This window comes from Azospirillum sp. B2RO_4, from assembly GCF_051124815.1.
GTDB lineage: Bacteria > Pseudomonadota > Alphaproteobacteria > Azospirillales > Azospirillaceae > Azospirillum.
In genome coordinates this window covers 184,936-200,018 of sequence record NZ_CP118490.1, presented here as the reverse complement: position 1 = coordinate 200,018, position 15,083 = coordinate 184,936, and the positions used below count along the sequence as shown (strand labels likewise).

At 68.9% G+C, this 15,083-nt stretch carries 13 protein-coding genes; 9 read left to right on the top strand and 4 right to left on the bottom strand.

Going from position 1 to position 15,083, the window contains the following annotated elements:
• Positions 1-61: 61 nt before the first annotated feature.
• Together PWS46_RS27015 and PWS46_RS27010 are read right to left on the bottom strand one after the other, a co-directional pair.
• Positions 62-1,579: a ribonuclease J gene (locus PWS46_RS27015; protein ID WP_434625120.1), complete on the bottom strand. Its 1,518-nt coding sequence runs from the start codon at positions 1,577-1,579 to the stop codon at positions 62-64.
• A gap of 270 nt (positions 1,580-1,849) precedes the next feature.
• Positions 1,850-2,728 (bottom strand): LysR substrate-binding domain-containing protein, encoded by an 879-nt coding sequence (locus PWS46_RS27010; protein ID WP_434625118.1) that lies wholly within the window; start codon positions 2,726-2,728, stop codon positions 1,850-1,852.
• A gap of 151 nt (positions 2,729-2,879) precedes the next feature.
• Here PWS46_RS27010 and PWS46_RS27005 point away from each other — a divergent pair, with 151 nt between their 5' ends.
• On the top strand, positions 2,880-4,160 hold the full coding sequence (locus tag PWS46_RS27005) for an MFS transporter (protein ID WP_434625116.1): 1,281 nt from the start codon (positions 2,880-2,882) through the stop codon (positions 4,158-4,160).
• 22 nt (positions 4,161-4,182) lie between these two features.
• Here the strand turns inward: PWS46_RS27005 and PWS46_RS27000 are convergent, their stop codons facing one another.
• Complete coding sequence (locus PWS46_RS27000; RefSeq protein ID WP_434625115.1) at positions 4,183-4,905, bottom strand: 2OG-Fe dioxygenase family protein; 723 nt, start codon at positions 4,903-4,905, stop codon at positions 4,183-4,185.
• Between the two features lie 70 nt (positions 4,906-4,975).
• Positions 4,976-5,689: an IclR family transcriptional regulator gene (locus tag PWS46_RS26995; RefSeq protein WP_434625113.1), complete on the bottom strand. Its 714-nt coding sequence runs from the start codon at positions 5,687-5,689 to the stop codon at positions 4,976-4,978.
• Positions 5,690-5,911: 222 nt separating this feature from the next.
• On the opposite strand from PWS46_RS26995, the gene PWS46_RS26990 reads away from it, so the two are divergent.
• The 8 genes from PWS46_RS26990 (at position 5,912) to PWS46_RS26955 (ending at position 15,077) form a co-directional block, all read left to right on the top strand.
• Positions 5,912-7,375: an aldehyde dehydrogenase gene (locus PWS46_RS26990; RefSeq protein WP_434625111.1), complete on the top strand. Its 1,464-nt coding sequence runs from the start codon at positions 5,912-5,914 to the stop codon at positions 7,373-7,375.
• Between the two features lie 38 nt (positions 7,376-7,413).
• A complete protein-coding gene (locus PWS46_RS26985) occupies positions 7,414-8,268 on the top strand; it encodes a citryl-CoA lyase (RefSeq protein WP_434625109.1) in 855 nt (284 codons plus the stop codon).
• Positions 8,265-9,515, top strand: a complete 1,251-nt coding sequence (locus tag PWS46_RS26980; protein ID WP_434625107.1) for a CaiB/BaiF CoA transferase family protein — start codon at positions 8,265-8,267, stop codon at positions 9,513-9,515. Before PWS46_RS26985 ends, PWS46_RS26980 begins: the two co-directional genes overlap by 4 nt.
• A 73-nt stretch (positions 9,516-9,588) precedes the next feature.
• Entirely contained in the window at positions 9,589-11,070 is a 1,482-nt protein-coding gene (locus tag PWS46_RS26975; protein WP_434625105.1) for an FAD-dependent oxidoreductase, read from the top strand.
• 47 nt (positions 11,071-11,117) lie between these two features.
• Positions 11,118-12,347: an ABC transporter substrate-binding protein gene (locus tag PWS46_RS26970; RefSeq protein ID WP_434625103.1), complete on the top strand. Its 1,230-nt coding sequence runs from the start codon at positions 11,118-11,120 to the stop codon at positions 12,345-12,347.
• A 156-nt stretch (positions 12,348-12,503) separates the two neighbouring features.
• Entirely contained in the window at positions 12,504-13,598 is a 1,095-nt protein-coding gene (locus PWS46_RS26965) for a citrate synthase (protein ID WP_434625101.1), read from the top strand.
• Positions 13,595-14,362, top strand: coding sequence for an ABC transporter ATP-binding protein (locus PWS46_RS26960; RefSeq protein WP_434625099.1), 768 nt, complete (start codon positions 13,595-13,597; stop codon positions 14,360-14,362). The genes PWS46_RS26965 and PWS46_RS26960 overlap by 4 nt, the downstream gene beginning before the upstream one ends.
• Positions 14,355-15,077: an ABC transporter ATP-binding protein gene (locus PWS46_RS26955; protein WP_434624156.1), complete on the top strand. Its 723-nt coding sequence runs from the start codon at positions 14,355-14,357 to the stop codon at positions 15,075-15,077. The genes PWS46_RS26960 and PWS46_RS26955 overlap by 8 nt, the downstream gene beginning before the upstream one ends.
• Positions 15,078-15,083 lie beyond the last annotated feature (6 nt).

Here is a 15,083-nt window from a genome sequence, read left to right as displayed (position 1 = left end):
GGGTCCTGTGGGACATCCCACAGGACCCGTTCGCTTTTTCGTGTGTGCGGCGCTTCTGTCGTCAGGCCGCGACGAGCGTCTCTTCCGTCGGCACCTCGGCGGGAATCCAGGGGATCAGGTCACGCCCGGTGTTGGCGAGGCGCCTGGGCTCGATGCGGCCGATCACCCGGGTGCCTTCCTTGGCGATGCGCAGGATGTCGCCGTCCTCCGGAACCAGCGCGCGCTCGACGCCGCAGGAACGGGCGAGGCGGGCGTGGGCTTCCATATGCTCGATGGTGCCATGGACCGGCACGGCGAAGCGGGGGCGGACCAGACCGTACATGCGGGCGAGGTCGTCGCGCTTCGGGTGGCCGGAGACATGGACCGGCGCATCGGCCGGAGTGACGATCTCGACACCCATGCCGCGCAGATGCTCGTGGATTTCGGCCAGAGCCTCCTCGTTGCCGGGGATGGCGCGGGCGGAGAAGATGACGGTGTCGCCCTCTTCCAGCCAGAGGTCGCGGTGCTCGTTGCGGGCCAGACGGCTGAGCGCCGCCCGTTCCTCGCCCTGGCTGCCGGTGCACAGGAACACGAGATGGTCGCGCGGGGTCCAGGAGGCCTCGCGGACATCCATGAAGTCCGGCACATGGTCGAGATAGCCGCAGGCCTGCGCCGCCTTCTCCATGCGCAGCATGGAGCGGCCGACCAGAACCACCTTGCGCCCGACCGCCGCCGCCGCTTCCGCCACCGCGGTCATGCGGGCGACGTTGGAGGCGAAGCCGGTCACGGCGATGGCGCCCGAGCGGCCGGCGAAGGCGCCGATCAGGCCGGCGCGGGCGTCGGCCTCCGAGCCGGTCGAGCCGGGCACGTCGGCGTTGGTGCTGTCGCACATCATGGCGAGCAGCCCTTCGTCGCCCAGGCGCTTCAGCGCGGCGAAATCGGTGCTGCGGCCGACCAGCGGGTTGGGATCGAACTTCCAGTCGCCGGTGTGCAGGACCGTGCCGGCCGCCGTGCGGATCGCCAGCGACATCGGTTCCGGGATCGAATGGGTGACGGCGATGGTCTCGATCCGGAAGGGACCGATGGTCAGCGTGTCGCCGATCTCGAAGGTCTGCACCTTGGCAGCGCGGTGGGCGCCCTTTTCCTTCAGCCGGTCCCGGATGATGTGGGAGGCGAAGGGGCTGGCATAGATCGGGCAGCGCAGGCGCGGCCACAGATGGTGGATCGCGCCGATATGGTCCTCGTGCGCATGGGTCACCACGAGGCCGACGACGTCCTGCATCCGTTCTTCGATGAAGGCCGGATCGGCCATCAGGCTGTCGATGCCCGGCGCCTCGTCGCCCATGAAGGCGACGCCGGCGTCGACGATCAGCCATTTGCCGGCGTGACCGTAGAGCGCCATGTTCATGCCGATGCGGGAACAGCCGCCCAGCGGAAGGAACAGGATCTCGTCCTTGCCCGGAACCGGGCCGGTGGGGCCGCCGCCATGGACCGGAATGGTCGCCGGGCGGGAGCCGTCGAAATCGTCACGCGGACGCGGGTTGCGATTGCGTGCGCGGTTGTTCGGCGCCATCCGGCGCCGCTTCGAATCAAACGTCATGCCTCTGTCGTACGTCTCACTTAGGCCGGCATTCGACGCTGCCGGACGGGCGTGCATCGCTCGTCGATGCGGATCTCGGGGGTGGAGGAACCCGGCCGGAGGCGCCTTGGTGGCGGCCATCGAACGGCTGGGACGGGATGTCTCGTGAGGGCTTATGTGGGCAAAGCAGGGCGTACGTCAAGGGCGGCCGTGAAAAGTCACACGATTTGGTGGGGCATTGCTGGGATGCGTGGGGGGTGTTTCCAGCGACCATGGCCTCCTTGCCTGTCGTCAGGCAAGGTTGCGCACGCCATCCGTGACGATGTCGATCAGCCGTTCCGCCGTCGGGTCGAGCGTCGCATCCTTCCGGTAGATCGCCAGGTTTATGGTGGGGAGCGGCGGAAGACCGTGGGTGCCTTCCTCCAGGACGCGGACGCCGGACGACAGGCCGATCGACGTGCGGAGGGTGAGCCCCAATCCCGCTTCGACGCCGGCCCACAATCCCGAAAGGCTTGGGCTCGTCAGCGCGATGCGCCATGCGTGGCCGGCCCGGTCGAGCGCAGCCGTGCCGACGTTCCGGAACCAGCAGCCGTCGTCGAAGGAAACCAGCGGCAGCGCTCCGTCCTCCGATGTCGGCACCGTCAGGCCGGTGCCGGGTGCGATCCAGCGGATCGGGAAGGTGGCGATGTCGGTCTTGAACGGCGCTGCCGCCCCATTGTCCCAGGCGAGGGCGAAGTCCAGCTGCCCGCGCGCCACCCGGTCGAGCAGGTCGGTGTTGCGGCCGATGCGCGCCTCGATCCGGACCTTGGGATGCGCGCGGGCGAAGCGGCCGAGCGCCGCCGGCAGCAGCCTTTCGGCGAAATCCTCCTGCATTCCGACCCGCAGCCAGCCTTCGGACGTCATGCCGCGAAGGGCGGTGACCGCCTCGTCGTTGAGGTCGAGCAGGCGCCGGGCATAGGCGAGCATGGTCTCTCCCGCCTCGGTCAGCGCGAGACCCCGGCCCGCCTTGCGGAAAATCGGCATGCCGGCCTGATCCTCCAGCTTCCTGATCTGCGCGCTGACGGCGGAGGTCGATCGTCCCAGCCGGTCGGCGGCCTTGGCGAAACTGCCGAGGTCCATGCCGGTGACGAAGCTGCGCAGCACGTCGAGATCGAAGGTCAGCTTGCTCACGGTCAACCATCCTGATTTACGGGATCGAATGTACCGATAATCCTGATTATCAGAATGATTGTGGCGCGGTATCAGCAAGGAGGCAAGGACAAGCACATCGAGGCTTCCGGACATGACGACCACAGCTGAAGAAAGGGGCCGGCAGGCCTCGTTGCGAAACATTGCGGACGATGCGGCGCGCAGGGCGACGGCTGGGCCGGACCCCCATCGCTGGAAGGTGCTGGGGGTCGGCGTGGCCGCCAACGGCAGCTTTGCCGCGGCCTTGACCGGGCTACCGGCGACGGCCGTCGCCATGCGGTCCGATTACGGGCTGGCGGCGGCCGATTTGGGGCTGGTGATCGGGGCCATGGGGCTGGGGGTCGCCGTCAGCGAATTGCTGTGGGGGATGCTGACCGACCGCTGGGGCGACCGCAAGGTGCTGCTGACGGGGCTCGGCCTGACCGGTGTGGTGCTGGCGCTCATGGCGCTGCTGCTGTCGCCGGTGCCGGGCCGCGTTCCGTCCGCCATGCTCCTTGCCGGTGCCTTCCTGCTGGTCGGCGTGATCGGCGGCAGCCTGAACGGGTCGAGCGGGCGCGCGGTGATGGCGTGGTTCGGCGAAGGCGAGCGGGGCTTTGCCATGAGCGTCCGGCAGATGGCCTTGCCGGCCGGAGGCGCCGCCGGTGCGCTGATCCTTCCGCCGCTGGCCGATGGCGTCGGGTTCCAGGGCGTCTACGGCACGCTGGCCGCGCTCTGTCTCGCCACCACGGGGCTGGTGTGGCTCTGGGTCGGCGACCCTCCGGTGACGGCGGCGCGGAGCCCGGCCGGGACCGCCTCGGAGAGGCCCGGAACAGGACCGCTGCGCAACGGGCAGGTTTGGAAGACTGTCCTGGGCGTCGGCGCGCTGTGCATTCCGCAGGTGGCGGTGGTGACCTTCGCGGCGATCTTCCTGAACGATGTCGGCCATCTCGGCACCGCGGCGGTGAGCGCCAGCATTGTGTCGATTCAGCTTGGCGCGGCCGTCGTCCGCGTGTGGAGCGGCCATTTCACCGACCGGCGTCGCAACCGGCGGCCGTTCCTCAAGGCCTGCGCCCTGCTGACGGCCGCCGTCTACTGCGTGCTGGCCGGCTGTGTCGCTCTCGAATCCGCCTTGCCGGAGTGCGGCGGAGCAATGGTGGCGGCCGTGGTCGTCGCCCTGGTCGCCGGCGGGATCGTCGCGTCCAGCTGGCACGGCATCGCCTTCACCGAACTCGCCAGCATCGCCGGCATCGCGCACACCGGCACGGTTCTCGGCCTCGGCAACACCTTCGCCTTCGGCGCCTACTTCCTCGCCCCGCTGGCCATTCCCCATGTGCTGGAACGGGCAAGCTGGAGCGGGGTGTGGCTGGCGGCGGCCGTGGCGGCGCTCGCCGCCTTCCTCCTGTTCCCGAGGGTGGCACCGGCGGCGGGACGCTGAAAGGCCGGAGGGCGGGGGCGGGTCACGGACGCCGCAGGGTGACCACGAGAACGTCGCGGAAGGCGGGTTGCTCCGGGTCTGCGGGTTCCACCGGCGTCACGCCGTGGAACACCCGCGCGTCGTTCAGAACCGCCGATTCCAGCGGATGGCGCAGGGTGAAGCTTCCCAGTGGGCGACCGTCGAGGTCGTGGATGGTTGTGGTGCCGCTGGCGATGTTCTCGCGCCGGATCAGCATCACCAGGACCCAGTCGACGCCGTCCCGATGCATGCCTTCCGGCGTGGGTTGGGCGGCTTCGCCCGCGCGCGCCTCGATGCGGAACTGATGGACCTCGGTGTGCCAGACGTCGGGACGGACATCCGGCGGCGTCAGCGGATCGAACAGGGCGAAGCTGGTCGCCAGGATCGCATGCAAGGCGGGATGCGCCGCGATCCCGTCGGTGACCGGCTCGAACCAGCGCTCGATCCCGCCGTTCAGCGGGTTGTAGTCGCGGCTCTGGTAATGGGGCTGGTGCGGCTTGCGCCGGATATCCCCGGCCGACAGGGCGAAGGCGGCATGGCGCCGCCGCCGGTAACGGCCGCCGTCCGCCATGTAGAGGTCGAGGCCCAACTCGTCCCAACTGCGGCTGAAACCGTCCCAGTCCGCCAACCCGGCCTCGCCGAGCAGGGTTCGCATGTCCGGTGCCTCGATGAACGAGAATCCGTTGGTCGCGATCCCGTCCTGCACCCGTTGCGTCAGCGTCTCCATGTCAACTCCCTGTCGCCGGCCTTGAAGCCCCAGCGAAATCTCAGACTGCGAAATCTCGGAACGGGAAATCTCAAACCGGATAGTGCCCGCCCAGCGTTTCGGACAGCCGCCGGCCGGCGGCCAGCAACAGCGGCGCCATCACCGCCACGCGGTCCTCGGTGAAGCGGGTCAGCGGACCCGACAGGGTCAGGGCGCCGACCAGCCCCTCCCGCTGGGAAAAGACCGGCACCGCGGCGGCCCCGGTCTCGGACTCGCGCTCGCCGAAGGAGCGCAGGGGCAGGGCGGCGAAGTCGGCGGCCGACACCGTTCCGGCGAAGCGGCTGAGCACATGGCCGGCGGCCCCCCGATCCAGGGGCAGGCGGTCGCCTTCATGCACGTGGTCGCGGATCGCCTGGGTCGAATCCTCGCGGAAGGCGCAGATGCGCCACGCCCCTTCGCGCCTGAAGAAGGACGCGCTCTCGCCGCTTTCCCGCATCAGCTGGCGCAGCACCGGCCGGACATGATCCTCCAGCCGCAGCGAGCGCTGGTAGAGCCCCCCCAGCCGCATCAGTTCCGGGCCGAGCCGATAGGACTTGTCCTGGTGGCGGACCAGATAGCCGGCCTTCTCCAGCGACACGGTCAGCCGCAGGATGGTGCTTTTGTAAAGGCCGGTCCTGGCCGCGATCTCCGTCAGGCTCAGGGCGTGATCGCCCGCCTGGAAACAGCCGACGATGCTGAGCGCCCGGTCGACGGACTCCACCCCGCCGGAGGATGCCGTCGTCGTGTTGGCCTTCGCGTCGGTCATATCGGGTCCTTCATTGGCAGATGAGCCATAAGCATCCTCGGCGCGCATTGTTCCCCGACACCACCATCGTACGTCAAGGACGGCCGGTACAAGGCCCCGGCTGAAAAAAGTGGGGAGGCGAATGGTTCGGACTTGACGCATTTGGCACGCCTATGTTCTCTTAGATGAAACACGGTTCTATCTAACAGAACTTTTGCGAGGCCGAGGGTGGAACGCTACAAGATGTTCATCGACGGGGACTGGTGCGATCCGGTTTCCAACGAGTGGTATGAGACGACGGAGCCCTTTTCGGGGCGCGCCTGGGCGCAGATCCCGCGCGGCATGCAGGCCGACGCCGACCGCGCGGTGGACGCGGCGCACCGCGCCTTCCTGTCGCCGGAGTGGGCCGGACTGACCGCGACCCAGCGGGGCGCCCTGCTGCGCCGGCTGGCCGAACTGATCGAGGCCAACGTCGACCGGCTGGGCGCCATCGAGCAGCGCGACAACGGCAAGCTGATGGCCGAGGTCAGCGGGCAGGTGCGGAACGTCGCCCAGTGGTTCCATTACTATGCCGGGCTGGCCGACAAGGTTCAGGGCGCGGTCGTGCCGATCAACAAGGCCGATGTCTTCAACTATGTGAAGTACGAGCCGCTCGGCGTCGTCGTCGCCATCACGCCGTGGAACTCGCCGCTGGCGCTGACCACCTGGAAGATGGCTCCGGCGCTGGCGGCCGGGAACACCATCGTCATCAAGCCGTCGGAATACACCTCCGCCTCCATCCTGGAACTGGCGAAGCTGGCGCATGAGGCGGGTTTCCCGCGCGGCGTCGTCAACGTCGTCACCGGTTTCGGTGCGGAGGTGGGCGAGCCGCTGGTGCGTCATCCGCTGACCGCCAAGATCGCCTTCACCGGCGGCGACTTCGGCGGCCAGCGCGTCAACGAGGCCGCGGCGCCGGGCCTGAAGAAGGTGACGCTGGAGCTGGGCGGCAAGTCGCCGAACATCGTCTTCGACGACGCCGATCTCGACCAGGCGGTGAAGGGCGCGATCTCCGGCGTGTTCGGCGCCTCGGGCCAGACCTGCATGGCCGGCTCGCGCCTGCTGGTCCAGAAATCCATCCACGACGCCTTCGTCGAGAAGCTGGTCGCGGCGGCAGCCGAGGCGCGCATCGGCGACCCGTCGAAGATGGACACGCAGATCGGCCCCATCGCCACCCGTCCGCAATGGGAGAAGATCCTGCGGATGATCGCCATGGCGAAGGAGGAGGGGGCGGTCTGCGTGCTCGGCGGCCATGCCCTGTCGGGGCCGGAATACGGCCAGGGGCAGTTCGTGGCGCCGACCATCTTCACGCAGGTGCGCAACGACATGCGCATCGCCCAGGAGGAGGTGTTCGGCCCGGTCCTCTGCGTCATTCCCTTCGAGGACGAGGACGATGCGCTGAGCATCGCCAACGACGTCGAGTTCGGTCTGGCGGCCGGCGTCTGGACGCGCGACCTTCACCGCGCGATGTACTGCGTCGACCGGCTGCGCGCCGGGACGGTGTGGGTGAACAACTACCGCTCCACCAGCTTCACCACGCCCTTCGGCGGCTACAAGCGCTCCGGCCTCGGCCGCGAGGGCGGCGTGGAGGCGATCAAGGAATATCTCCAGACCAAGTCCGTCTGGATCACCACCAAACCCAACCGCGCCAACCCCTTCGTGCTCGGCTGAGGCCGGGCCGGCGCGGCGAGTCCTCCGGGAGCATTCCCATGCCCGAAATTCCCATCTCCGAAGCGACCATCGACAGCGCCACCGGCTGGTGGCGGACGTCGATCATCGACATCCATCCGGGTTCGATCCGGGTGCGCGGCTATCCCATCGAGGAGCTGATCGGCACGATCGGCTTCCCCGACATGGTCTGGCTGATGCTGCGCGGCGAGTTGCCGACACCGGCGCAGGGCCGGCTGCTGGGGGCCGCGCTGGTGGCGGCGGTGGACCACGGGCCGCAGGCGCCGTCCATCGCCACCGCCCGCATGGCCGCCACCTGCGGCGTCGGGCTGAACAACGCCATGGCCTCCGGAATCAACGCGCTGGGCGACGTCCATGGCGGCGCCGGCCAGCAATGCATGGAACTGTATGCCGCCGTCGCCGCCCGCGTGGCCGACCATATGGCAGGCGGCCTGTCCCTGGCCGGGGCGGCGGAGAGCGAGATCGCCGCCCGGCTGGAGCGGCGCGAGCATATCCCCGGCTTCGGCCACCGCTTCCACCCCGTCGATCCCCGCGCCGGCCGGCTGCTGGCCCTGGTGGATGCGGCGAAGGAGGAGGGCGCCGTGACCGGAGAGGCCGCCGCCATCGGCCGCGCGGTGGAGGATGCGCTCGCCGCGCGCAAGGGCAAGCGGCTGCCGATGAACATCGACGGCGCCACCGCCGTGGTGTTCGCCGAACTCGGCTTCCCGGCGGGGCTCGGGCGCGGGCTGTTCGTGCTGTCGCGCTCGGTCGGCATCCTGGCGCACGCCTGGGAGCAGTCGCAGCAGGGCGGCCGCATCAAGGGGCCGATGCCGCCGGCCATCCCCTACCGCTACGACGGGGCCGCGCCGCGTCCGGTTCCAGGAGACGGATCATGACCGATCAATCCCCCGTTCAATCCCCGGGCAAGAAGCTGCCCCTGGCCGGCGTCAGGATCCTCGATTTCGGCCACACGGTGATGGGGCCGTCCTGCGCGATGATCCTCGCCGATCTCGGCGCCGACGTCGTGAAGATCGAGCCGGTGCCCAACGGTGAGCCGACCCGCCATCTGAAGGGCTTCGGCACCGGCTATTTCGGCTATTTCAACCGCAACAAGCGATCCATCGCCGTCGATTTGAAGACGCCGGAGGGCCGCGACATCGCGCGCCGCCTCGTTGCCGAGGCCGACGTGCTGGTGGAGAACTTCGCCCCCGGCACGATGGAGCGGCTGGGGCTGGGCGCCGAGGCGCTGGTCCGCGTCAACCCGCGCCTGATCTATGCCAGCCTGAAGGGGTTCCTCGACGGCCCCTATGCCGGCCGCCTCGCGCTGGACGAGGTGGTGCAGATGATGACCGGGCTCGCCTACATGACCGGGCCGAGCGGCCGGCCGCTGCGGGCCGGCACCTCGGTCGTCGACATCACCGGCGGCATGTTCGCGGTCATCGCCATTCTGGTGGCGCTGCGCGAGCGGGACCGGACCGGCAAGGGCCAGACCATCGAAACCGCCCTGTTCGAGACGACGGTGTTCCTGATGGGGCAGCATCTCTGCTACGCCGCCCAGGCGGACGGGCCGATCCCGCCGATGCCGGAGCGCGTGTCGGCCTGGGCGGTCTACGAGACCTTCCGCACCGCCGACGGGCGGCCGATCTTCGTTGGCATCACCACCGACAGCCATTGGGAGCGCTTCTGCGCCGTCATCGACCGGCCGGACCTGCGCGACGATCCGGATTTCCGCACCAACAACGACCGCATCGCCGCCCGGCCGCGCCTGTTGCCGCTGCTGACCGGGCTGTTCGGCGGCCTGTCGATGGAGGAGGCGGTGTCGGTGTGCGAGCGCGCCCGCATTCCCTTCGCCCCCATCGCCCGGCCGGAGGATCTGTTCGAAGACCCGCATCTGCGCGCGACCGGCGGGCTGATGGCGACCACCCTGCCCAACGGGGTGCGGACCGCCCTGCCGCGGCTGCCGATCCATGTGGCGGACGCCGATCTGGCGATCCGGCGCGATCCGCCGCGCGTCGGGCAGGACACCGACGCGGTGCTGGCCGAACTCGGCTACGGCCCGGCGGCGATCGCGCAGCTGGCGGAGGCCGGGATCGTCGTGGCCGACAGCGAAACCGGCGGCGATCAACGGCGCCTAGCAGGATGATTTGGGCAGGATGATTTGGGCGGGATGATGCGGAATGCCTCGGGAGATGAAAGAAATGACGGAGGAAACACGGATGTCTGAGCACCCCATCGGCGATCTGGCCATCAGCGATCTGGTCATCGTCGGCTGCGGCATCGCCGGGCTTTCGGCGGCGGTGACGGCGCTGCAGGCCGGCCTGTCGGTCACCCTGCTGGAGCGGGCGCCCGAGGAGGATTTCGGCGGCAACTCGCGCTGGACCGAAGCCTATATGCGGATGAAGAACGATTCCGAGATCGCCGACGATTTCGAGGAGCATTTCGCCGCCAACGCCGGGCTGAACATCGACCCCAACGTGCTGGCCGCCGCCGCCGAACCGTACGAGCATTGGCCGGACTATGTGAAGGCCCACCCCTTCCCCGATCCGGAGGTGATCTCCCGCTTCGCCGAGCGGGTGCCGCCGACCATCGCATGGCTGAAGGGCTTCGGCCTGCGTTTCGAACCGCAACCGATCTATCTGCTGACCCAGAACACCCAGCGCATCGCGGCGCAGGGCGGCGGCCTCGCCCTGATCGAGCGCCTGATGGCGGAGGCGAAGGCGCTGGGCGCCCGCGTGCTCTACCGCACCACCGCGCTCGATCTGCTGCGCGACGACCAGGGCCGCATCGGCGGCGTTTACGCCATCGGCACCGACGGGCTGCGCGTCGCCATCCGCGGCCGGTCGACCGTCCTGGCCTCGGGCGGCTATCAGGGCAACCCGGAGATGATGACCCGCTACATGGGCCAGCGCGCCAAGCATGTGCGGCCGGTGGCGCGCGGCGGTTACTACAACCGCGGCGAAGGCATCCGCATGGCGCTCGACGCCGGGGCGGCGGCGGCCGGCGATTTCGGCTCCTACCATGCCGAGCCGGTCGATCCGCGGTCGCGCCAGCCGGAAGCGGTGATCTTCATCTGGCCCTACGGCATTCTGGTCAACAAGCGCGGCGAGCGCTTCCTCGACGAGGCACCGGGCACCGCCGACGCGACCTATGACGCCATCACCCGCGTCGTCGCCGATCAGCCGGACGGCATCGCCTATGTCCTGTTCGACGATCAGGTGGAGGACATCCCGCGCTGGCGCGCCAGCATCCGCAGCGACGTGCCGGCCATCGAGGCGCCGACGCTGGACGCGCTGATCGACAAGCTGGGCCTGCCGCCGGAGGCAACGATGGCGACGGTCGCCGCCTACAACGCCGCCTGTCCGGCCGATGCAGCCTGCTTCGACCCGACGCGGGTGGACGGTCTGGCGACCACCGGGCTGAGCCCGGCCAAGACCAACTGGGCGCGCCCGCTGACCAAGGGTCCGTTCCGCGCCTTCCCCATCGTCTCGGCCAACTGCTTCACCTTCGGCGGGCTGAAGGTCGACGCCGATGCCCGCGTGCTGGACGGCAATGGCCGGCCGATGCCGGGCCTCTATGCGGCGGGCGAGACGGTCGGCCTCTACCATCAGGTCTACACCGGCTCGACTTCGGTCCTGCGCGGCGCCGTGTTCGGCCGGCTGGCCGCCCAGCATGCGGCGGCATCCAGGGACGCCGGCTGAGCATCCATAGAGCCGACCATCGATAAAAATACCCTAGGGAGGAACTGATGAACCGTTACGCCGTAACGGCGGCCGTCGCCGCCTGCCTGTTCGCTTACAGCCTGTCCCAGCCGGCGTTTGCGCAGAGCGCCGCCTACAGCGACGGCAAGATCAAGATCGGCATCCTGACCGACCTGTCGGGCCAGCTGTCCGACAGCACCGGGCAGGGTTCGATCACCGCCGCGCAGATGGCGGTCGAGGATTTCGGCGGCGCCGTCAACGGCACGCCCATCGAACTGATCTTCGCCGACCACCAGAACAAGGCCGACGTCGGCGCCTCGACGGCGCGGCGCTGGTACGACGTCGATCAGGTCGACGCCATCATGGACGTGCCGAACTCCGCCGTGGCGCTGGCGGTGCAGCAGATCACCAAGGAGAAGAACCGCGTCGCCATCTTCTCCTCGCCGGCCAGTTCGGATCTGACCGGCAAGGCCTGCACGCCGAACGGCATCCACTGGACCTACGACACCTATGCGCTGGCCCATGTGACCGGCGAGGCGGTGGTGGCCTCCGGCCTCGACAGCTGGTACTTCCTGACCTCCGACTATGCCTTCGGCCATGCGCTGGAGCGCGACACAGGCGCCGTCGTCGAAAGCCAGAAGGGCAAGGTGGTGGGCAGCGTGAAGATGCCGGCCAACAATGCCGACTTCTCCTCCTTCCTGCTCCAGGCCCAGGCGTCGCCGGCCAAGGTCGTGGCGCTCGCCACCGCCGGGGCCGACACCCAGAACGCCATCAAGCAGGCGGCGGAATTCGGGCTCGGCCAGTCCGGCAAGAACATCGTGGCGCTGCTGCTCGCCATCAGCGAGGTCCATGCGCTGGGCCTGCCCTCGACCCAGGGCATCATGCTGACGACGCCCTTCTATTGGGACATGAACGACGAGACGCGCGCCTTCTCCAAGCGCTTCTTCGACAAGCGCAAGGCGATGCCGACCTTCTACCAGGCCGGCGTCTACGGTGCGGTCAGCCATTATCTGAAGGCGATCAAGGCCGCCGGGACCGATGCCGCCCCCACCGTCATGAAGACGATGAAGGAAACCCCGGTGAACGACTTCATGACGAAGAACGGCACGGTGCGCGAGGACGGCCGGGTGCTGCGCGACATGTACCTGTTCCAGGTCAAGACCCCGGCGGAATCCAAGTCGGCCTGGGACTATTACAAGCTGGTCCGCAGCATTCCCGCCGAGCGCGCCTTCCGGCCGCTGTCGGAAAGCGAATGCCCCCTGGTCAAGAAGATGTGAGCGGCACTCCGCAAGGCTCGGAGGCTGGTGACGCATAACCGATTGTAATGCGCCGCTTACATATACGAAGTTGAGCGGGAGGGCCGATTGTTTAGGATCCGCACGGAAGCCGCCGCGGCCCTCCCGGCGGCGCCCCTTCCCCCCTTACCGGACAGCATGATGATGGAGCGGATATCGGCCGCCGAAACCAGCCTGAGCGGGGGCGACCCGGTGACGGGTGAGATGGTGATGCGCGGGCATCGACTGCCCGATCTGATCGACCGCTCCTATGAAGAGGTCGTGGCGATCCTGTGGGAGGCGGAGATCCCGGCGCAGATGGGCCCGGATGCTCTGGGTGCGGCGAGATGCGACGCCTTTGCGCGGCTCTCTCCCCGCTTCGCGGCGATGCCGTCCGATCTCACGGTGATCGAGCTTCAGCGCTGCCTGCTGGCCTCGCTGCCGGGGACGACGATGACGCCGCTGCTGCTGGTGGCGGGGACCGCCGTCGCCGCTGCGTCGGCGGTCCGGCTGGTTCGCGGGCAAACCCCGGTGGCGCCGAACCGCTCCCTGCCGCATGCCGCCGATCTGCTGCGCATGATCCATGGTGCCGCCGCCGGCGAGGCGGAAATGCGGGCCCTAAGCCGCTATCTGGTCGCGATGGCCGATCATGGCGTGAACGCCTCGACCTTCACCGCCCGCGTGGTCGCCTCGACCGGGGGCGGCCTGTCGGCCGCCGCGGTGGCGGCGCTGGGCGCGTTGGAAGGGCCGCTGCATGGCGGCGCGCCGGGGCTGGTCCTCGACATGCTGGACGCCATCGGCGAGGCGGAGCGTGCGGAAGACTGGGTGGCGGCGGCGCTCGACCGCGGGGAGCGCCTGATGGGCTTCGGGTCGCGGGCCTACCGCATCCGCGATCCTCGCGCGGACATCATGAAGGACAGCCTTCTGGTGCTGCAGCGGTCCGGCGCGAGCCGGGCACCCGAAGGGCGCCTTGCCTTCGCCGAAGCGGTGGAGCGGACGGTCCTGTCGGTGACGGCATCGCGCCGTCCCGACCGGCCCCTGCACACCAATGTGGAATTCTACGCCGCCCTGTTGCTGGAAGCGCTCGGTGTGCCGCGTGACGGCTTCACACCGCTCTTCGCCGCCAGCCGCGCGGCCGGATGGGCGGCGCATGTGCGTGAACAGGAACGGACCGGACGCATGCTGCGGCCGACATCACGTTATGTCGGCCCGCTGCCGGCCGGCCGGCCCAAGACCGGGAGAGGACAGGAATGACCACCGGACCCACCGACGACATCATCCTGGAAGCGCGCAACTTGACGAAGGAGTTCAAGGGGTTCGTGGCGGTTCGGGAAGTGAACCTGCAAGTGAGGCGGGGCACCATCCACGCGCTGATCGGCCCGAACGGCGCCGGCAAGAGCACGGTGTTCAACCTGCTGACCAAGTTCCTGACGCCGACGCGCGGCCAGATCCTGTACAAGGGCCGCGACATCACCCGCACCAAGCCGGCCGACATCGCGCTGATGGGGCTGGTGCGCTCCTTCCAGATCTCGGCCGTCTTCCCGCACCTCAGCGTGCTGGAGAATGTCCGCGTCGCCTTGCAGCGTCCGCTCGGCACCAGCTTCCATTTCTGGAAGTCCGAATCGTCGCTCTACGACCTGCATGACCGGGCGCTGGAGCTGATCGAGGCGGTCAACCTCACCCCCTGGGCCGGTCACACCGCCGCCGAGCTGCCCTATGGCCGCAAGCGCGCGCTGGAGATCGCCACCACGCTCGCGCTCGACCCCGAGGTGATGCTGCTCGACGAGCCGCTGGCCGGCATGGGCCATGAGGACATCGAGGGCACGGCGGCGCTGATCAAGCGCGTCGCCGCCGACCGCACCGTGCTGATGGTGGAGCACAACCTGTCGGTCGTCGCCCACCTGTCGGACACCATCACCGTTCTGCGCCGCGGCGAGATCCTGGCGGAGGGGCCGTACGAGGTCGTCTCCAAGAACCCGCAGGTGATGGAAGCTTATATGGGGACCGGACATGCCTGACGGCGCGATGACCAAAACGGCGATGCTGGAGATCGCCGACCTGCACGGCTATTACGGCGAGAGCCATGTGCTGCACGGCGTCAGCCTGGAGGTGCGGCAGGGCGAGGTGGTGACGCTGCTGGGCCGCAACGGCGCCGGCAAGACCTCCACCATGCGCGCCATCATGGGCATCATGGGCAAGCGCACCGGCTCCATCCGCTTCCAGGGCCAGGAGCTGATCGGCATGGCCCAGCACAAGATCCCGCGGCTCGGCATCGGTTATGTGCCGGAGGAGCGCGGGATCTTCTCCAGCCTCAGCGTGGACGAGAACCTGACCCTGCCGCCGGTGGTCAAGGAGGGCGGGATGACGGTCCCGCAGATTTACGACCTGTTCCCCAACCTGAAGGGCCGCGGCTCGACGCAGGGCACGCGCCTGTCGGGCGGCGAGCAGCAGATGCTGGCGATCGCCCGCATCCTGCGCACCGGCGCCACCCTGATCCTGCTGGACGAGCCGACCGAGGGTCTGGCCCCGGTCATCATCGAGCAGATCGGCGTCGCGGTGCGTGCCTTGAAACAGCGCGGCTTCACCATCGTGCTGGTGGAGCAGAACTTCCGCTTCGCCGCCACCATCGCCGACCGCCATTACGTGATGGAGGAGGGCCATGTGGTGGACATGATCCCCAACGACCAGCTCGACGCCAACATGGACAAGCTCCACACCTATCTCGGCGTGTGAGCGGGA